Raw genomic sequence first — 19,155 nt, forward strand, 5'->3', positions numbered from 1 at the left:
CGCCCGAGCCCGCCTGGGTCCCGCACGCGATGTGGTGGCACGTGTACCCGCTCGGGTTCGTCGGCGCCGACGTCCGACCGGGGACCGCGGTCGAGGACCGCCCCGTGGACCACCGCCTCGACCGCATCACCCGGTGGCTCGACCACGTCGTGGACCTCGGGCTCAACGGGCTGCTGCTCGGACCGGTCTTCGCGAGCTCGACGCACGGGTACGACACGGTCGACCACCTCCGGATCGACCCCCGCCTCGGGGATGACGACGACTTCGACCGACTCGTCGCGGCGGCGCACGAGCGTGGCGTGCGGGTGCTGCTCGACGGGGTGTTCAACCACGTCGGTCGCGAGCACCCGGCCTTCCGTGCGGTCGAGGAACACGGGCCGGACGCCGACACCGCCGCCCTGTTCGCCGTCGACTGGTCGGGGTGGGTGTCCGGGCAGCCGGTTCCGGTGCGTGACTTCGAGGGGCACGACATCCTCGTCGCGCTCGACCACGACGGCCGCACCGCCGAGGACCTCGTCGTCGCGGTGATGACCCACTGGCTCGGACGCGGGATCGACGGCTGGCGGCTCGACGCCGCCTACGCCGTGCCCCCGGCGTTCTGGGCACGGGTGCTTCCGCGCGTGCGGGAGCGGTTCCCGGACGCCTGGTTCAGCGGTGAGGTCATCCACGGCGACGCGGCGGCGATCGTCCGCGCGTCGACGATGGACTCCACCACACAGTACGAGCTGTGGCAGGGGGTCTGGCACGGCATCGCGGACCGGAACCTCTTCGAGCTGGCGCACGCGGTCGAACGGCACGACGAGCTGCTCGGGGCCCAGGCACCGACCACGTTCGTCGGCAACCATGACGTCACCCGGATCGCGAGCGCCGTGGGGGAGCGGTTCACCGGTCACGCAGCCGCGGTGCTCTTCACGCTGGCCGGGACGCCGGTCGTGTACGCGGGCGACGAGTACGGCTGGACCGGCGTGAAGGAGGAGCGCGAGGGCGGCGACGACGCAGTCCGTCCGGCGTTCCCCGAGCTGCCCCCGGCACCGACCGACCTGACGCACGCGTACGAGGCACTCGTGGCGCTCCGACGTCGGAACCCGTGGCTGCACCGGGCGCACACCGACGTCGTGCACCTGACGAACACCGCGCTCGTGCTGCGGACCGCGACCGCGGACGCGGCCGTGGTGACCGCCCTGAACGTGGCGGACGAACCGGCCGAGGTGCCCGCAGCGGGTGCGACGCGGGTCGAGGCGGGCGGCGGAGACCTGCGGGACGGGACCCTGCGCCTCCCGGCCGGGGGTTGGGCCGTCCTGACGGCCTGAGCCAGCCCGGCCCGGCCCGCACGCCACGAGACTCGGGGCGCACGCCACGAGACTCGGCCCGCACGCAACGAGACTCGGCCCGGCGGACACGTTCGCGGCCCGGATGCCGCGAACGTGTCCGCCAGACCGAGTCTCGGGTGAGCGGGACGGACGCCCTACTTGCGCGCGGCGGCCGCCCGACGCTTGTTGAACACGTCGAACGCGACGGCGGCGAGCAGCACCAGGCCCTTGATGAGCGACTGGAACTCCGTGCCGACGCCGAGGATCGACATGCCGTTGTTCAGGATGCCGATGATGAGACCACCGACGATCGCGCCCGGCACGGTGCCGATGCCGCCGGTGACGGCAGCGCCACCGATGAACACGGCCGCGATGGCGTCGAGCTCGAAGCCGTTGCCCGCACCCGGCGCCGCCAGGTTGAGCTGGCCGGTGAAGACCACGCCCGCCAGGGCCGCGATGACGCCCATGTTCACGAACAGCAGGAACGTGACGCGCTTCGTCTTGACGCCGGACAGCTGCGCGGCGAGGGCGTTGCCGCCGATCGCGTAGACGTGCCGACCGAACACCGCGCTCCGCATGACGACCGAGTAGATCACCACGAGCGCACCGAGGACGACGAGCACGATCGGCGTGCCGTTGTAGCTCGCGAGCAGCAGGGCGACGTAGATCACGAGCGCCACGCCGAACGCCGTCTTCACGATGAACCACGCGAACGGCTCGCTCTCGAGCTGGTACTTGCGGCGGGTCGCCCGGCCCCGGAAGGCCGTGATCACCATGACCGCGGCCGCGGCGATGCCGAGGACCATCGTGAGCGGCTCGTACCCGGTGGTGCCGAACGACGGCAGGAAGCCGGAACCGAGCGACCGGAAGCCGGCCGGGAACGGCGAGATCTGCTGGTTCTGCAGGACGATCTGTGCCGCACCGCGGAAGGCGAGCATGCCGGCCAGCGTCACGATGAAGGCCGGGATCCCGAAGTAGGCGATCCAGAAGCCCTGCCAGGCGCCGACGAGTGCGCCGATCACGAGGCAGAGGACGACCGCGACCGGCCAGGGGAGACCCCACTGGGTGATCATCACACCGGCCATCGCGCCGCTGAACGCGACGACCGAGCCCACGGACAGGTCGATGTGGCCGGCGATGATGACCATCACCATGCCGATCGCCAGGATCAGGATGTAGCTGTTCTGGACGATGATGTTCGACACGTTGATCGGTGCCAGGGTGATGCCGCTCGTCGCCACCTGGAAGAAGATCACGATGACGATCAGCGCGATGAACAGGCCGATCTGTCGGAGCTGTCCGGTGAGGTAGCTCGCTGCGGACTTAAGCGCGTTCATTGACAGGGGTCTCCCGTTCCTGGGTCATGTACTGCATGAGGACCTCTGGGGTGGCCTCGGAGCGGGGCACGTCGGCGGTGATCGTGCCCTCGGAGAGTGTGTAGATGCGGTCGCAGATGCCGAGGAGCTCCGGGAGCTCGGAGGAGATCACGATGATCCCCTTGCCCTGGTCCGCCAGGCTGTTGATGAGCGTGTAGATCTCGTACTTCGCCCCGACGTCGATGCCACGGGTCGGCTCGTCGAGGATGAGCACGTCGGGGTCGGCGTACATCCACTTCGACAGCACGACCTTCTGCTGGTTGCCGCCGGAGAGCTTGCCCGTGACGGCGTTCACCGAGGGGGCCTTGATGTTCATGCTCTTGAGGAACTGCGACGCGACCGTGGTCTCCTGCGAGCTGTTCACGAACCCCCAGTTGGCGAGCTTGCCGAGCGCCGAGCCGGAGATGTTCCGCTTGATGTCGTCGATCAGGTTGAGGCCGTAGCGCTTCCGGTCCTCGGTCGCGTACGCGATGCCGTTGTCGATCGCCCGCGTCACGGTGTTCGTCTTGATCGGGACACCGCGCTTGTACACGGTGCCGCTGATGCCGGTGCCGTACGAGTGCCCGAAGACGCTCATCGCGAGCTCGGTGCGGCCGGCGCCCATGAGCCCGGCGATGCCGACGACCTCGCCCGCGCGGACGTTGAGGTTCGCCTGGTGGATGATCTCGCGGGAGCCGTCGAGCGGGTGGTGGACGGTCCAGTCCTCGATGCGCAGGAGCTCCTCGCCGATCTTCGGTTCGCGCTCGGGGTAGCGGCTGGACAGGTCGCGACCGACCATGCCGCGGATGATGCGGTCCTCGGAGACGTCGTCGCCGTGCATGTCGAGCGTCTCGATGGTCTTGCCGTCGCGGATGATCGTGACCTTGTCCGCGATCGCCTTGATCTCGTTGAGCTTGTGGCTGATGATGATCGCCGTCATGCCCTCGGCCTGCAGTGACCGGATGAGGTCGAGCAGGTGGGCGGAGTCGTCGTCGTTCAGCGCGGCGGTCGGCTCGTCGAGGATGAGCAGCTTGACGTCCTTCGAGAGTGCCTTCGCGATCTCGACGAGCTGCTGCTTCCCGACGCCGATGTCGACGATCTTCGTGACGGGGTTGTCCTTGAGGCCGACGCGCTGCAGGAGCGACGCCGCCTCGAGGTTCGTCTGGTTCCAGTCGATGAGCCCGCCCTTGACGCGCTCGTTGCCGAGGAAGATGTTCTCGGCGATCGACAGGAACGGGCTGAGGGCGAGCTCCTGGTGGATGATCACCACGCCAGCGGCCTCGGAGTCGTTGATGGAGCCGAACTTCACCGGCTGACCGTCGAGCAGGATCTCGCCGTCGAAGGTGCCGTGCGGGTAGACCCCCGACAGCACCTTCATCAGGGTCGACTTGCCAGCGCCGTTCTCGCCGCAGATCGCGTGGACCTGACCGCGCTCGACCTCGATGGAGACGCCCTGCAGGGCCTTCACACCGGGGAAGGTCTTGGTGATGTCCCGCATCTCGAGGATGGTGTCCGCCATGCGGACCGCCTTTCCGTCGTGCGCGCGTCGGCGCGCGAGTGGAGACGGACGGGAGGCGCGCAGGCGGTGTCGACCCGCGCCTCCCGTCCGTCAGGTGGGAACGTCCTACTTGAGGTCGGCTTCCGTGTAGTAGCCGCTGTCGATCAGGACGGACTTGTAGTTGTCCTTCGTGACCACGGTCGGCTGGAAGAGGTAGGTCGGGACGACCTTCTCCTTGTTGTCGTAGCTCTTCGTGTCGTTGACCTCGGGCTTCTTGCCGGAGAGCAGGTCCTCGGCCATGGTGACCGACTGCTTCGCGAGCTTGCGCGTGTCCTTGTAGATCGTCGAGTACTGCTGACCGGCGATGATCGACTTGACCGACGCTGCCTCGGCGTCCTGGCCGGTCACGACCGGGAGCGGACGGTCCGAGGTGCCGTAGCCGGCGCCCTGCAGGGCCGAGATGATGCCGATCGAGATGCCGTCGTAGGGCGAGAGCACGCCGTCGAGCGTCGTGCCGCCGGAGTACGACTTCGCGATGAGGTTCTGCATGCGGGCCTTGGCGGTCGCCGGGTCCCACTGCTGCGTCGCGGCCTGGGAGAGCTTGTCCTGGCCGGACTGGATCTTCAGCGTGCCGTCCTCGAGGTACGGCTTGAGGGTGTCCATCGCGCCGTTGAAGAAGAACCCGGCGTTGTTGTCGTCGAGCGAGCCGGCGAAGACCTCGATGTTGAACGGACCCTTCTTGCCGGTCTTCTCGCCCTTGTCGTCGAGGATCCCGAGGCCGGTGAGGAGGCTCGTGGCCTGGTCGACGCCGACCTTGTAGTTGTCGAACGACACGTAGTAGTCGACGTTCTTGTTGCCGGTGAGCAGGCGGTCGTACGAGATCACCTTGATGCCGGCCTTGGCGGCGGCGTCGAGCTGGTCGGACAGGGCGCCACCGTCGATCGACGCGATGATCAGGACCTTCGCGCCCTTGGTGATCATGTTGCTGACCTGCTGGGCCTGCTGCTGGACCTTGTTGTCGCCGTACTCGAGGTCGACCTTGTAGCCGGCCTTCTCGAGGTCGCTCTTGACCGCGTCACCGTCCTTGATCCACCGTTCGGAGACCTTGGTCGGCATCGCGACGCCGACGAGGGCGCCCTTGTTGTCGCCGCTGTCGCCACCGCTGCCGGTGGCGCCACGACCCCCGGCGGAGCACGCGGCCAGGCTGACTGCCAGTCCGACGGCGACGATCCCCGCTGCGATCTTGCGCTTCATCATCGAAGTACCTCTTGTTCCTCTCACGTCGTCCTCGACGCGCTGGGTGTGGGCTGCTGTGCCCCTGGGGTGCTGCTCAAAGTGAGCGCTCACATCATGTGGGTTGTTTCACGGGGTGTCAACTCGTCGTCATCGTTTCGCGACCTTTCCTCGCCGCCCCGTTCCGGGGGTACGGTTTCCCACGTGACGACCACGACGGCCCACGAGGGCAAGCGCCGCAAGGCGCCGACGATCTTCGACGTCGCCGAGCGCGCCGGGGTCTCGCACCAGACCGTCTCCCGCGTCATCAACGGCGACCCCACCGTCCGCGAGCAGTTCCGTGACCAGGTCGCCGCCGCCGTCGCCGAGCTCGGCTACCGTCCACGGGCCGCCGCCCGCGCGCTCGCCGGGGGGCGGAGCCGCGCGCTCGGTCTCGTCAGCACGGGTGACGCACTGTACGGTCCGTCGAGCACCGCGATCGGCTTCGAACGGGCTGCCCGCACCGCCGGCTACCACGTCCTGCTGTCGACCCTGCCCGAGGACCCGGTGCCGGCAGACCTGTCCGGAGCGCTCGCCTCCCTGCTCGCGCAGGACGTCGCCGCGGTCGTGCTCGTGGCCGCCGACAACCGTGTGCTCGACGCCCTGGCCTCGCTGACCATCCCCGTGTCGGTCCCCGTCGTGGTGGCGAACGCCGTGCAGCGCGACGCCGAGCGGACCGGCGCGGCGCCGAACGTCGCGGCCGTCGCGATCGACCAGGCCGCGGGAGCGACGCTCGCGATGGAGCACCTCTTCGCCGCGGGACACCGTCGGATCGTGCACATCGCGGGGCCGTCGGTCTCGCAGGAGTCCGAGGTGCGCCGGGCGACCTACGAGCGGCTCATGGCGGAGCGGGGACTCGAAGCGGTCGTGCTCCAGGGTGACTGGACCCCCGCGAGCGGCTTCCGGGCAGCGCAGTCGATCGACGTGCACACGGTCGATGCCGTCTTCGCCGGGAACGACCAGATGGCGCTCGGGGTGTTGCACGCCTTCGCGGAGGAGGGCCTGCGCGTCCCCGACGACATCGCGGTCGTCGGCTTCGACGACATCCCCGAGGCGGCGCACTTCACGCCGCCGTTGACCACGGTGCGGCAGGACTTCATGGCGATGGGGGAGCGGGTGCTCGCCTCGGTGCGGCGACTCGTCGAGGGGCAGTCCCACGACGATCGGCTCCTCGCCCCCGTGCTGGTGGTGCGGCGGAGCGCGTAGGCGCTGGAACCGGGTACGGCTGGCGGGATCGGGCGTGGCTGGCAGGAACGGGCGTACCTGGTCGACGATTCCGACCGGGTACGCCCGTTCCTGCATCCCATCGCGGCTGTTGTGGGAAGGATCCGGCGTGCGCGGCAGCCGCCGTCACCGCGCGATCGGGAGCCAGACGCGCATCGGTGCGGCCCCGCGGTTCGCCCAGGCGTAGTAGGGGACCGCGACCGCGGTCACGGCGTGCGCCGTGTCGGCACTCGCCGTGTCGGCGTTCGCCGAGTCGGCGCTCGCCGTGTCGGCGCTCGCGGTGTCGGCGCTCGCCGTCTCGGCCGGGAGGCGCGGGTCGCCCCCGGCGCCACCGGCCGCGTCGTCGACGCTGGTCGCGTCGAGAGCCGGTGCCGCGCCTCCCGGCCTGCCCACGTCGATCCGGCGGTACGGCCACGCTGCCTGCTCGTGCGACGACGGCGCGGAGCCCGGAACGCGCAGCGTGACGACGCCGTCGAGGAGGTCGTCCCGCCACTCCTCGGCGATCGGCGCCGACGGGTCGATCATCAGGTCGTCGACGGTGAAGCCCTCCTGGTCGGCCTGCTCGACCGCGTACACGAGCGGCCCGCGTTCGATCGCGAGCTGCCCGCGTGACGCGTCGATCCGCGAGTCGGCGACGTACCGGTGCGGCGTCGTGTCGAAGACGAGCTCGACCGTGTCGCCGGCGGTCCACGGGCGGTCGAGGACGTGCAGGGTGCCCGGCTCCGGCGACGTCCGGCCGTCCGGACCGGTCACCGTGGTGGTGTCCGACCACGCCGGGATGCGCAGGCCGAGGGCGAGCGGACCGTCCGCCGTCACGGTGACGACCACACGGCCGTCGTGCGGGTAGCCGGTCTCGACCCGGACCGGTCCGAGGTCGGCGGTGGCGTACTGGTGCACCTGGAGGCCGCCGTCGGTCGCGGTCGCGAGGTACCCGTCGAGGCTCGCGAACGTCCGCATGATGTTCGGCGGGCAGCAGGCGCAGTCGAACCAGCCGCGGCGGCCGTGTGCGGGGGAGCGGTTCTCGTCCTGGTGCGCGTGGTCCCGCTGCTGCAGCGGGTTGACGTAGAAGTACTCGGTGCCGGCGAGGCTCACCCCCGCGAGGAACGCGTTGTACAGCAGGCGCTCGATCGCGTCCGCGTAGACGGGCTTCCCGGTGGCGAGGAGCAGTCGCCACGCCCACTGGATCCCACCGATCGCCGCGCACGTCTCGGCGTAGCCGCGGTCGGTCGGCAGCTCGTACGGGTCACCGAACGCCTCGTAGTCCCAGCGTGCGCCGAGACCGCCCGTGATGAACGCCTTCGTCGCCATCATGTCGGCGAACTGGCGCTCGCTCGCGGCGAGGAGTTCGGCGTCCCCGGTCTCGATCGCCACGTCGACCGCTCCGGCCGCCAGGTACACGGCGCGGACCGCGTGGCCCTCGACGGTCGTCGCCTCGCGTGCGGGGACCCGGTCCGAGAAGTACGTCGGCTCGCCGCCCGCGCGCTCGATGATGCCGTGTCCACGCGCGTCGACGAACCAGTGCGCGAGGTCGAGGTAGGCGCGGGTGCCGGTCTCTCGGTAGAGCTCGACGAGCCCCATCTCCACGACGGGGTGTCCGTCGATGTCCACGCTCTGACCCGGGCCGTCGCCGAACGTCGCGACCAGGTGGTCGGCGTTCTTCACGGCCACGTCGAGCAGCCCGGTGTCGCCGGTCGCCCGGTGCTGCGCGACCGCCGCCTGGTACAGGTGCCCGGCGCAGTAGAGCTCGTGGCTCCACTTGAGGTCGACGTAGCGCTCGCCCTTCCCACGCACCTGCTGGACCGAGTCGAGGTACCCGTCGTCGGCCTGTGCGCGGGCGTAGTGGCCCGTCACCTCGCGCTGCAGGGCCAGGAGGTCCTCGGCCGGAGCACGCCCGTACTCCCACGCGACCGCCTCGAGCCACTTCGTCACGTCGGAGTCCATGAAGATCGGTCCGACGGCCTCGCCCTGCTCGTCACCGGCCGCGATCCGGAGGTTCCGGAAGTTGCCCGCGGCCTCGAGCTGGTCGTACCCGCTGCGGATCGCGTCCCGTCCGTTCCGGCCCTGTCGGAGCGCCCAGAAGCCGCCGGAGATCCGCGCGGACCCGGTCGGGAGCGGACGGTACGTCAGGTGCGCGCCGTCGGTCGGGAGGACCGGCGTCGCCGTCCGGGGACGGACGTCGGTCGCGAGCGTGGTGGTCATGTCGCCTCCTTGCGAATGCCGATGCCGTTCCGATCGCGGAGCCGAGTCGCTCATCACGCCGGAAAACGGTTTCTGGCGCCGACCGTACGTCACGCTCCGGCACCGCGCAACCCCGGACCATCGCGTGTTGCGTATGATCGCGTTGTCCGAGCCGATCCGGAAAGGAGTTGCCGTGACCACCGATCGCGCTGCACCGCCCGTCCGGATCAGCGACGTCGCGGCGCTCGCCGGGGTGTCGATCGGCACGGCCTCCAAGGCGCTCAACGACACCGGCCAGCTCCGGGAGTCGACACGGGTACGGGTGAAGCAGGCCGCCGAGAAGCTCGGCTTCGTCGGCGATGCGCGTGCGCGGGCGCTGTCCTCCGGACGCACGTACACCGTCGGCATGATCACCACCGACTCTTTCGGACGCTTCACCATCCCGGTCCTGCTCGGCGCCGAGGACGCGCTCTCCGCCGGACAGATGGCGGTGCTCCTCTGCGACACCCGCGACGACCACGTCCGCGAGGCGCACTACCTCCGTTCGCTCGCAGCCCGCGGCGTCGACGGCGTGATCGTGACCGGCCGGTCCGCGGACTCGCGCCCGCCGATCGACGTCCCGGTACCGGTCGTCTACGCCTTCACGCCCTCGACCGACCCGACCGACGTGTCGGTGACGCTCGACGATGCCGCCGGAGCCGCGATGGTCGCCGAGCACGTGCTCAGCCTCGGTCGTCGGCGCGTCGCGATCGTCACGGGGCCGGAACGGCACGCCTCGGCGGTGCGCCGCGTCGACGGTGCCGCCCCGGTCCTCGGCGAGCACCTGGTCGGCCCGGCGTCGTACGGGGAGTGGTCGGAACGGTGGGGCAGGCAGGCCGTCGACCTGCTGGCCCGGACCGCCCCCGACGTCGACGCGATCATCGCCGGGAGTGACCAGATCGCCCGCGGCGTCTGTGACCGACTGCGCGAGACGGGGCGGTCCGTCCCGGGTGACGTCGCCGTCGCAGGGTTCGACGACTGGGACGTGATGGCGCTGGCGTCCCGTCCGCCGCTCACCACGGTCGACCTCCGGCTCGAGGAGCTCGGACGGGTGGCGGGGCGGGCCCTGCTCGAGCTGATCGACGGCGGGACGGTGGCCTCGGCGACCGTGACACCGTCACTCGTGGTGCGCGAGAGCACCGTCGGCGCGTAGCCGCGAGGTCACGGCGCCCCGTGCAGCTGCGGCGCCCCGTCCAGCTGCGGCGTCCCGTGCAGCTGCGGCGGCCGGTCACCTCCGGTCCGGACCGGCACGGGCGAGCGACACGTCCGGACCGTCGGGCCCCGCGCGTGCGGGATGCCGTGGCCGTCGGGGCGCGCTCCGCCGAGTCACCGCGACCGTTCGGAGCTCCGCCTGCGAGGTGGGGCGACCGCCGGGCGTGAGACGGGTCCTCGGGGCGCGCCGCGTTGCGCGAGTGAGCGCTCACGTGCCAGGATGTGAGCGCTCACGCAGGACGACGACGTCTGGAGGACGACATGGGTGACGACGCCGCTCGGCAGGTCCTGGACGGCCGGACCACCCTGGGCATCGAACTCGGCTCGACGCGCATCAAGGCCGTGCTGGTGGACGAGGACCTCCGTCCCGTCGCGAGCGGCTCCCACGAGTGGGAGAACGAGTACGTCGACGGGCGGTGGACCTACTCGCTCGACGCCGTCGAGACCGGGCTCCGGGCCGCGTACGCCGCCCTCGTGGCCGACGTCGAGCGGCAGTACGGCGTCCGTCCGACCACGTTCCGCGCCGCCGGGGTCTCCGCGATGATGCACGGCTACCTCGCGTTCGACGCGGACGGCGAGCTGCTCGTGCCCTTCCGGACGTGGCGCAACACCTCCACCGGCCCGGCCGCCGAGCGACTGAGCGCCGCCCTCGACTTCAACGTCCCGCAGCGCTGGTCCATCGCCCACCTGGCCCAGGCGGTCCTCGACGACGAGCCGCACGTCGCGCAGATCGCCGGCATCACGACGCTCGCCGGGTACGTCCACCGACGCCTCACCGGACGTGACGTCCTCGGCGTCGGCGACGCGAGCGGGCTGTTCCCGATCGACTCCGCACCGGTCGACAGCGCGCCGGGGGATCCCGGCCGTCGCGACTACGACGCAGGCATGCTCGCGACCACCCAGGAGCTGCTCGGGGCGCGGGTGCCCGACCTCCGCGCGCTGCTGCCCGAGGTCCTCGTCGCCGGCGAGGAAGCGGGGGCGCTCACCCCCGAGGGAGCAGCGTGGCTCGACCCGACCGGCACGCTCGAGGCCGGCGTCGCGTTCTGTCCGCCGGAGGGCGACGCCGGCACGGGCATGGTCGCGACGAACGCCGTCGCACCGCGCACCGGCAACGTCAGCGTGGGCACGAGCATCTTCGCGATGGTCGTCCTCGAACGCCCGCTGAGCACCCCGCACGAGGAACTCGACGTCGTCACCACCCCGTCCGGGGATGCCGTGGCGATGGTGCACTGCAACAACGGGGCGAGCGAGATCGCCGCGTGGGCGCGGGTGTTCGGCCGGTTCGCCGCGGCGACCAGCGAGCGCACGGGCGGGCCGGCCGTCGGCGTCGACGACGTCTACGCGGTCCTGCTCAGCGAGGCCGTCAGCGACGACACCGACGCGGACGCCGGCGGCCTGCTCTCCTTCAACTACCTCGCCGGTGAGCCCGTGACCGGCGTCGAGGACGGTCGACCGCTGCTCCTCCGCACGCCCGGCGCCCGCTTCACCCTCGGCAACCTGGTCCGCTCCGAGGTGCACGGTGCCTTCGCCACCCTCGCGATCGGCATGGAGGTCCTGCACGGCGAGCACGTCGCCGTCGACCGGATGACCGCGCACGGCGGTCTGTTCCGGACCCCGGGTGCGCCGCAGCGCCTGCTCGCCGCCGCCCTCCGCGTGCCCGTCGCACTCGAGGAGACCGCGGGCGAGGGCGGCGCCTGGGGGATCGCGGTCCTCGCGGCGTACCTCGAGCACACCGACCGGTCACTCGCGGACTTCCTCGCCGACACCGTGTTCCGGGGCGACGCCGTCCAGGTCGCCGAGCCCGACGCGCGCGACGTCGACGGCTTCCGGGACTACCTCGACCGGTACCGCGCCGCGCTGCCCGTCCAGGACGTTGCGGCAGCGGCGACCCGCGCCAGCGCGACCGCCGACCAGGGCGAGCCTGCCGACGGCGCCGAGCCGCGCCTCCCGGCCGATCCCAGCAGCCACGCGGACGACGCACGCACCGAGAAGGAGCCGACACGATGACCGACAGCAGCCGACAGGCCGACGCGACGACCCGGGAGGCGGTGGCGGCGACCCGCGCCCGCGTCGCCGCCCTGCACGGCGAGCTCGTCCGCTACGGACTGGTGATCTGGACCGGCGGCAACGTGTCCGAGCGGGTCCCGGGCACGGACCTCTTCGTGATCAAGCCGAGCGGGGTGTCGAGCGACGACCTCCGCCCCGAGAACCAGGTCGTCTGCACGCTCGACGGCGAGCCGGCGGACGGGTGGGGCAACGAACACGGTCCGTCCTCCGACACCGCCGCGCACGCGTACGTCTACCGGAACATGCCCCAGGTCGGCGGGGTCGTGCACACCCACTCGACCTACGCGACCGCCTGGGCCGCGCGAGCCGAGGAGATCCCGTGCGTGATCACGGCGATGGCGGACGAGTTCGGCGGTCCGATCCCGATCGGCCCGTTCGCGATCATCGGCGACGACTCGATCGGGCACGGCATCGTCGACACCCTCAGCGGACACCGGAGCCGTGCCGTGCTCATGCAGAACCACGGCGTGTTCACGATCGGACGCGACGCGAAGGACGCCGTGAAGGCCGCCGTGATGTGCGAGGACGTCGCGCGGACCGTGCACATCGCGAAGCAGGGCGGCGAGCTCGTGCCCATCGCCCAGGAGAACATCGATCGACTCTTCGATCGCTACCAGAACGTCTACGGACAGAACCCCGAAGGAGCGCTCTCATGACGCACGTCGTCGACCCCGCCGAAACGCTGGCGGGCTACGAGGTCTGGTTCCTCACCGGCTCGCAGGGGCTCTACGGCGAGGAGACCCTGCGCCAGGTCGAGCAGCAGAGCAAGGCCGTGCACGAGACGCTGGCGCCGCACGTGCCCGTGAAGCTCGTGTGGAAGCCCGTGCTCAAGGACGCCGACGGCATCCGCCGCGCCCTCATCGAGGCCAGCGCGGACGACAAGGTCATCGGCGTGACGACCTGGATGCACACGTTCAGCCCCGCGAAGATGTGGATCGGCGGGCTGCAGGCACTCACGAAGCCGCTGCTGCACCTGCACACCCAGGCGAACGTCGCGCTGCCCTGGGGTGACATCGACTTCGACTTCATGAACCTCAACCAGGCCGCGCACGGCGACCGCGAGTTCGGCTACGCGCTCGCCCGACTCGGCGTCCGGCACGCCACCGCGGTCGGGCACGTCTCCGACGAGCGGGTCGTCGCTCGCATCCAGAACTGGACCCGTGCCGCGGCGGGCGCCGCGGCCGTGCGGGAGCTCAAGCTCACCCGCTTCGGCGACAACATGCGCTACGTCGCCGTGACCGAGGGCGACAAGACCGAGGCGGAGATCGAGCTCGGCGTGCAGGTGAACACCTGGGCGGTGAACGAGCTCGCGGCAGCGGTGGACGCTGCTGCAGCCGACACCGCCGCAGTGGACGCGTTGGTCGCGGAGTACGACGAGCAGTACGACGTCGTGGACGACCTGCGTGACGGCGGGTCGCGCCGCACGGCGCTCCGCGACGGGGCCGCGATCGAGCTCGGCCTCCGCGCACTCCTGGAGCAGAACGGCTCGGCCGCGTTCACGACGAACTTCGAGGACCTCGGCACGCTCAAGCAGCTCCCCGGCCTCGCGGTGCAGCGACTCATGGCCGACGGCTACGGCTTCGGCGCTGAGGGCGACTGGAAGACGGCCGTCCTCGTCCGCGCGATGAACGTCGCCGGAGCGGGACTGCCCGGAGGCGCCTCCCTCATGGAGGACTACACGTACGACCTGACCCCGGGTGCGGAGAAGATCCTCGGCGCGCACATGCTCGAGGTGTCGCCGACCCTGTCGACGACGAAGCCGACCCTCGAGATCCACCCGCTCGGGATCGGCGGCAAGGACGACCCGGTCCGTCTGGTCTTCACCGCGGACGCGGGCGAGGCCGTCGTCGTCGCGCTGTCCGACACCCGGGACGGCTTCCGCCTCACCGCGAACGTCGTGGACGTGGTCCCGCCGACCGAGGCACTGCCGAAGCTGCCGGTCGGCCGCGCGGTCTGGGAACCGCGGCCGTCGTTCCCGGTCGCCGCGGAGGCCTGGCTCACCGCCGGCGCCGCCCACCACACCGTCATGACGACCGCCGTCGGCCCGCAGGTGGTCGAGGACTTCGCGACGATGGTCGGCACCGAGTTCCTCGTCATCGACGAGCACACCACGGCGCGCGGCTTCCGCGACGAGCTCCGGCTCCAGCAGACCTGGCACCGACTCGACCGGGGGTTCTAGGCTCGTGACCGTGACCGCGACGACGCGTACGAACTGGGCCGGGAACGTCAGCTACGGGGCGTCCGGACTCCTCTCGCCGACCTCCGTCGACGAGGTGCGTCGCGTCGTCGTGGCGACCCCGCGCCTCACGGCACTGGGGTCGAAACACTCCTTCAACCGGATCGCCGACACCGACGGCGCACAGCTGACGCTCGCCGGGCTCCCGCCCGTGCTCGACGTCGACAGCGACCGTCAGGTCGTGCGGGTCGCGGCCGGCATGACGCACGCGCAGGTCGCGGCCGGCCTGGAGGCCCGTGGCTGGGCACTCGCCAACCTCGCGTCCCTGCCGCACATCTCCACGGCGGGCGCGGTCGCCACCGGCACGCACGGCTCCGGCGTCCGCAACCCGTCGCTCGCGCAGGCGGTGGTCGGGCTCGAGGTCGTCCGGGCAGACGGCTCGCTCGCGTGGGTCGACGCGTCGACGCCGGACGGCGCCCTCGACGCACACCGGGTGGCCCTCGGCGCGCTCGGCGTCGTCACCGCGGTCGAGCTCGCGATCGAGCCCTCGTTCCAGGTCGCCACGACGGTGTTCCTCGACCTGCCGTGGGACGCGGTGACGGATCACTTCGACGCCGTGGTGTCCGACGCCTACTCGGTGTCGCTCTTCACGTCCTTCGACGACCGCGGCGCCCGCCAGGTCTGGGTGAAGCACCGCGTGGACGAGCCCTCGCCGACGGTCGACCTCGTCGCCCTCGGGGCCCGGGCCGCGACCGGACCGGTGCACCCCGGCGAGAACGACCCGGCCGGCGTCACCGAACAGGGCGGCGTCCCGGGCCCGTGGTCCGAACGGCTGCCGCACTTCCGCTCGGCGTTCACCCCGTCGACCGGAGCGGAGATCCAGTCGGAGTACCTGCTGCCCGCGGCCCACGCGGTGTCCGCGCTGCAGGCCCTGCGACCGCTGCAGGACCTGCTCGCGCCGATCCTCATCGCCGCCGAGGTCCGCACCGTGGCCGCCGACACCGCCTGGCTCGCGCCGTCGTCCGAGCGGCAGTCGGTCGGCATCCACTTCACCTTCCGCCGCGAGCCCGAGGCGGTCGAGGCCGCGGTGCGCCGGATCGAGGACGTCCTCGCGCCCTTCGATCCCCGGCCGCACTGGGGCAAGGTCTCGGTCGCGAGCACCGAGCGGCTGCACTCGGCGTACCCGCGGCTCGGTGACTTCGCGGCGCTCGCGCGGGACCTCGACCCGGCGGGGCGCTTCCGGAACGCCTTCCTCGCGCGCATCCTGAGCTGAGGACCTCGGCTCCCAGCGGTTTGGGACCAGTCGTCCGGCGTACGCACCGGGTGTGTGCTGAGTGCCCACATGTGTGATCTCGAAGGTTGGGTCATGGCGAACCTCAACCGCATCCTCGGGATGGCCTCGAAGGTCATCGACCAGCAGCTCCAGAAGCGCGGGCACGGGTCCGCGCACGGCTCCGGCCAGCAGCAGGCCGGCGGACGCTCCGGTGGGACCGACTGGCGCGACGTCGTCCGTTCGGCGGCCGACAAGCTCACCGGTGACGACCGCAACCGCCAGGTCGAACAGCCCCCGGTGGCGCAGCCGTACGGGCAGCAGCCGCAGGCCCAGCAGCCGTACGGGTGGCAGCGTGGGGCCGTCGACGCCGACAAGGTGGCCATCGCGAAGTACGACTACCTGCTCCGCACCGCGCAGCCGGAGCGTCTCGAGCAGGTCCACCACGATGCCTTCGCGCGCCTCACGCCAGCGCAGCGACAGGAAGTGCGCAACCGCCTGAACTCCCACCTCCCGCCGAACGAGCACCTGCGCGACGACTCCGCCGCCGGGCTCGCGCGCGCCGCGACCCGCAGCGAGGTCCAGCGTCCCGGGCTCCTGCGCCGGGTCCTCGGCGGCCGTGGGGGAGCCTTCGCCGGAGGAGCTGCGGTGGGCGCCGGTGCGATGGCGGTCGGCGGCATCGGCGTCGCGGTCGCCGGAGCGGCGGTGATGAGTGCCGCCGCCGGGCCGGTCCTGGCCGAGGCCGTCGGTTCGGGCGTCGACTTCGAGGGCATCGCGTCGGGGATCGGCGACGCCGGGCTCGCCGACCTCGGTGAGGGCGCGACGGGTCTCCTCGGCGACGGCGAACAGTTGCTCGGTGGCTTCGGCGAGCAGGCGTCGGGCCTCAGTGAGCAGGCGTCGAACCTCGGCAACGACCTCCTCGGGGGACTCTTCGACCGCTGATCCGGGAGGGTGCGGACGCCGAGACTCGGCTCCGCGGACACGTTCGCGGCGACGCGAGCGCGAAGGTGTCCGCCGAGCCGGGACTCGCGGCCCGGGATCGATGTGTGCGAAGCGGGAATGCACGGCGCAACACGATGATTGGACCGTTACGTCGTGCGACATCCGGAGCGCGACGAGATTGGGCCGGCCCTCGCCCGCGGTGCCAGGATGGACGCCGCCGGAACGCTCGACGCCGGCCAGCGGCACGCCCACCCCACGCGCGTGCCCCACCCACACCCCACGAGGAGCAGTACCGTCATGAGACGCCCCACGCGCCTGATCACCACCGCGGCGGTCGCCGTCGCAGCAGCACTCGCGCTCAGCGCCTGCTCGGGCGGAGGATCGTCGAACGACGCGAGCGGCACCTCCAAGGGCGGCACGCTCAACATCCTCACGACGCAGACCGCGTTCCACCTCGACCCCGCGACGAGCCAGAGCCTCGGCATCACCTCGATGGCGCTCGTCGCCCGACGCCTCACCACCTGGGACGTCGAGCCCGGCAAGACGGCGAAGGTCGTCCCGGACCTCGCGACCACCACCGGCAAGGTGAGCGACGGCGGCAAGACCTGGACCTACACGCTCAAGGACGGGCTGAAGTTCCAGGACGGCACGCCGATCACCACCAAGGACATCAAGTGGGGCATCGAGCGCTCGTTCGCGCCGACGCTCACCGGTGGCCTGAGCTACCACAAGTCGCTCCTCGTCGGCGGCGACTCGTACAAGGGGCCGTTCGACGGGAAGACGCTCGACAGCATCGAGACGCCGAACGACAAGACGATCGTCTTCAAGCTCAACGCGGCCTACGGCGACTGGCCGTGGATCGCCTCGATGCCGGCGTTCGCCCCGGTTCCCGACGGCGAAGGCACGAACACCGGTGAGTACGACCTCAAGCCGGTCTCGTCGGGCCCGTACCAGGTGCAGTCGAACACGCAGGGCTCGCAGGTCACCCTCGTGCGCAACAAGTACTGGAGCGCCAAGACCGATTCCGTCCGGACCGCCGGCCCGTCGAAGGTCGTCTTCAAGGAGAGCCAGGACCCCTCGACGGTCACGCAGACCCTGATCGCCGACAACGGTGACGCGAAGGACTCGTTCGGGGCCATCTACCTCGGTGCCGCCGAGCTGAACCAGGTGCGCTCGAACCCGGCCGCGCAGGACCGGCTCGCCACCTCGAAGGCCGGCCCGATCACCTACATGGCCATCAACACGCAGCGCGGTGACCTCAAGGACCTCAAGGTCCGCCAGGCCCTGCAGTACGCGGTCGACCGCAAGTCGTTCCGCATCGCCGCGGGTGGCGCCATCGCCGGCACGTACGCCTCGACGCTCATCACGCCGGGCATCGCCGGTCGCCAGGACTACGACCTGTACGAGACGAGCGCGACGGGCGACGTCGGCAAGGCGAAGGCACTCCTGAAGGAGGCCGGCGTCAGCAACCTGAAGCTCACCCTGGTGACGCCGAACGACTCCTCGACGCTGGCGCAGGCCCAGGCCCTGCAGGCGGGGCTCAAGCGCGCCGGGATCACCGTGACGCTCAAGCCGCTCGACGACGACTCGTTCAACCAGGCGACCACCAACGGCTCGGACTTCGACCTCTCGCTCTCGAGCTGGCAGCCCGACTTCCCGAGCGCGAACGCCAACCTGCAGCCGCTCTTCGACTCGTCGCAGATCGGTGGCGGCGGCTACAACATCTCGAAGTACAGCAACGCGGACGTCGATGCCCTCATCGCGAAGGCGAGCGCGACGGTCGACCAGAGTGACGCGCAGGAGATCTGGGCGCAGGCCGACCGGAAGATCATGGAGGACGCACCCGTCGTCCCGCTGATGTACGCGAAGCAGTCCTTCCTGGCCGGCTCGAACGTCGAGAACTTCCGCATCGCGGACTTCCCGGCGTACCCGAACTACCTCACGGTGTCGCTGAAGCAGTGACCGACCCGCTGCTCGAGGTCGAGGGGCTCCACGTCGCGTTCGGCGACGCGGAGCCCGTCGTCCGTGACGTCTCGTTCACGCTGACGCCCGGCCGGGTACTCGCCCTCGTGGGGGAGTCCGGCTCGGGCAAGTCGGTCTCGGCGATGAGCCTCCTCGGCCTGCTCCCACCCGAGGCCCGGGTGTCCGGGAGCGCCCGGTTCCGCGGTGAGGAGCTCATCGGCGCCGATGCGGAGCAGCTGCGTGCCGTCCGGGGCGCGGGCATCGGCGTGGTGTTCCAGGAACCGATGAACTCCTTCACCCCGGTCCTGACCATCGGGACGCAGATCGCCGAAGCCGTGCGGGCGCACCCGACCGGTCTCGACCGCGCCGGTGTCTCGACCCGCATCGACGAGCTGCTCCGCTCCGCCGGGCTCCGGGACCCCGGGCGGATCCGGAAGGCCTACCCGCACGAGCTCTCCGGCGGACAGCTCCAGCGCGCGATGATCGCGATGGCGCTCGCAGGCGACCCGGTGGCGCTCATCGCCGACGAACCGACCACCGCGCTCGACGTCACGGTGCAGGCCGGGATCCTCGACCTGCTCCGGAGGCTCGGCCGCGAGCGGTCCCTCGCAGTGCTCCTCATCACCCACGACATGGGCGTCGTCGCGGAC

Annotated in this window: 14 protein-coding genes; 10 read left to right on the forward strand and 4 right to left on the reverse strand. The window is 71.1% G+C overall.

Features of this window, described 5'->3' with window-relative positions:
* The first annotated feature begins 29 nt into the window (after nt 1–29).
* Complete coding sequence (locus tag NS184_RS02875) at nt 30–1,310, forward strand: alpha-amylase family glycosyl hydrolase (protein ID WP_058724637.1); 1,281 nt, start codon at nt 30–32, stop codon at nt 1,308–1,310.
* 155 nt (nt 1,311–1,465) lie between these two features.
* On the opposite strand, the gene mmsB is transcribed toward NS184_RS02875, so the two are convergent.
* From mmsB to chvE, 3 genes are all read right to left on the reverse strand, one after another.
* Nucleotides 1,466–2,647, reverse strand: a complete 1,182-nt coding sequence (mmsB, locus tag NS184_RS02880) for a multiple monosaccharide ABC transporter permease (protein ID WP_058724638.1) — start codon at nt 2,645–2,647, stop codon at nt 1,466–1,468.
* On the reverse strand, nt 2,634–4,184 hold the full coding sequence (gene mmsA, locus NS184_RS02885) for a multiple monosaccharide ABC transporter ATP-binding protein (protein WP_058724639.1): 1,551 nt from the start codon (nt 4,182–4,184) through the stop codon (nt 2,634–2,636). Before mmsA ends, mmsB begins: the two co-directional genes overlap by 14 nt.
* Nucleotides 4,185–4,289: 105 nt before the next feature.
* Nucleotides 4,290–5,420 carry a multiple monosaccharide ABC transporter substrate-binding protein gene (gene chvE / locus NS184_RS02890; protein WP_058724640.1) on the reverse strand — a complete coding sequence of 377 codons (1,131 nt, stop codon included), beginning with the start codon at nt 5,418–5,420 and terminating at the stop codon, nt 4,290–4,292.
* A 180-nt stretch (nt 5,421–5,600) separates the two neighbouring features.
* Here chvE and NS184_RS02895 point away from each other — a divergent pair, with 180 nt between their 5' ends.
* Entirely contained in the window at nt 5,601–6,641 is a 1,041-nt protein-coding gene (locus NS184_RS02895) for a LacI family DNA-binding transcriptional regulator (protein ID WP_193750376.1), read from the forward strand.
* Between the two features lie 144 nt (nt 6,642–6,785).
* On the opposite strand, the gene NS184_RS02900 is transcribed toward NS184_RS02895, so the two are convergent.
* Entirely contained in the window at nt 6,786–8,858 is a 2,073-nt protein-coding gene (locus NS184_RS02900; RefSeq protein ID WP_058724641.1) for a glycoside hydrolase family 127 protein, read from the reverse strand.
* A gap of 172 nt (nt 8,859–9,030) precedes the next feature.
* On the opposite strand from NS184_RS02900, the gene NS184_RS02905 reads away from it, so the two are divergent.
* The 8 genes from NS184_RS02905 to NS184_RS02940 all read left to right on the forward strand — a co-directional run.
* The gene (locus NS184_RS02905; protein ID WP_206556248.1) at nt 9,031–10,029 is read left to right on the forward strand and encodes a LacI family DNA-binding transcriptional regulator; all 999 of its coding nucleotides are present in this window, start codon (nt 9,031–9,033) and stop codon (nt 10,027–10,029) included.
* A 320-nt stretch (nt 10,030–10,349) separates the two neighbouring features.
* Nucleotides 10,350–12,095, forward strand: coding sequence for a xylulokinase (locus tag NS184_RS02910; RefSeq protein ID WP_058724643.1), 1,746 nt, complete (start codon nt 10,350–10,352; stop codon nt 12,093–12,095).
* On the forward strand, nt 12,092–12,811 hold the full coding sequence (locus tag NS184_RS02915; protein ID WP_058724644.1) for an L-ribulose-5-phosphate 4-epimerase: 720 nt from the start codon (nt 12,092–12,094) through the stop codon (nt 12,809–12,811). The genes NS184_RS02910 and NS184_RS02915 overlap by 4 nt, the downstream gene beginning before the upstream one ends.
* Nucleotides 12,808–14,334 (forward strand): L-arabinose isomerase, encoded by a 1,527-nt coding sequence (araA, locus tag NS184_RS02920; protein WP_058724645.1) that lies wholly within the window; start codon nt 12,808–12,810, stop codon nt 14,332–14,334. Before NS184_RS02915 ends, araA begins: the two co-directional genes overlap by 4 nt.
* 10 nt (nt 14,335–14,344) lie before the next feature.
* The gene (locus tag NS184_RS02925; RefSeq protein WP_058724653.1) at nt 14,345–15,604 is read left to right on the forward strand and encodes a D-arabinono-1,4-lactone oxidase; all 1,260 of its coding nucleotides are present in this window, start codon (nt 14,345–14,347) and stop codon (nt 15,602–15,604) included.
* A 93-nt stretch (nt 15,605–15,697) separates the two neighbouring features.
* Nucleotides 15,698–16,543 (forward strand): hypothetical protein, encoded by an 846-nt coding sequence (locus NS184_RS02930; RefSeq protein WP_058724646.1) that lies wholly within the window; start codon nt 15,698–15,700, stop codon nt 16,541–16,543.
* 297 nt (nt 16,544–16,840) lie between these two features.
* The gene (locus tag NS184_RS02935; RefSeq protein WP_058724647.1) at nt 16,841–18,505 is read left to right on the forward strand and encodes an ABC transporter substrate-binding protein; all 1,665 of its coding nucleotides are present in this window, start codon (nt 16,841–16,843) and stop codon (nt 18,503–18,505) included.
* A partial coding sequence (locus NS184_RS02940) for an ATP-binding cassette domain-containing protein (RefSeq protein WP_152998028.1) occupies nt 18,502–19,155 on the forward strand: 654 nt, incomplete at its 3' end. The genes NS184_RS02935 and NS184_RS02940, both read left to right, overlap by 4 nt.

This window comes from Curtobacterium luteum (assembly GCF_001475545.1).
Taxonomy (GTDB): domain Bacteria; phylum Actinomycetota; class Actinomycetes; order Actinomycetales; family Microbacteriaceae; genus Curtobacterium; species Curtobacterium luteum_A.

Excerpts from the sequence above, each read along its gene's own strand:
- NS184_RS02875 (WP_058724637.1), top strand. The coding sequence starts at position 30 with ATGTGGTGGCACGTGTACCCGCTCGGGTTCGTCGGCGCCGACGTCCGA.
- mmsB (WP_058724638.1), bottom strand. The coding sequence starts at position 2,647 with ATGAACGCGCTTAAGTCCGCAGCGAGCTACCTCACCGGACAGCTCCGA.
- mmsA (WP_058724639.1), bottom strand. The coding sequence starts at position 4,184 with ATGGCGGACACCATCCTCGAGATGCGGGACATCACCAAGACCTTCCCC.
- chvE (WP_058724640.1), bottom strand. The coding sequence starts at position 5,420 with ATGATGAAGCGCAAGATCGCAGCGGGGATCGTCGCCGTCGGACTGGCA.
- NS184_RS02900 (WP_058724641.1), bottom strand. The coding sequence starts at position 8,858 with ATGACCACCACGCTCGCGACCGACGTCCGTCCCCGGACGGCGACGCCG.
- NS184_RS02910 (WP_058724643.1), top strand. The coding sequence starts at position 10,350 with ATGGGTGACGACGCCGCTCGGCAGGTCCTGGACGGCCGGACCACCCTG.
- NS184_RS02915 (WP_058724644.1), top strand. The coding sequence starts at position 12,092 with ATGACCGACAGCAGCCGACAGGCCGACGCGACGACCCGGGAGGCGGTG.
- araA (WP_058724645.1), top strand. The coding sequence starts at position 12,808 with ATGACGCACGTCGTCGACCCCGCCGAAACGCTGGCGGGCTACGAGGTC.
- NS184_RS02930 (WP_058724646.1), top strand. The coding sequence starts at position 15,698 with ATGGCGAACCTCAACCGCATCCTCGGGATGGCCTCGAAGGTCATCGAC.
- NS184_RS02935 (WP_058724647.1), top strand. The coding sequence starts at position 16,841 with ATGAGACGCCCCACGCGCCTGATCACCACCGCGGCGGTCGCCGTCGCA.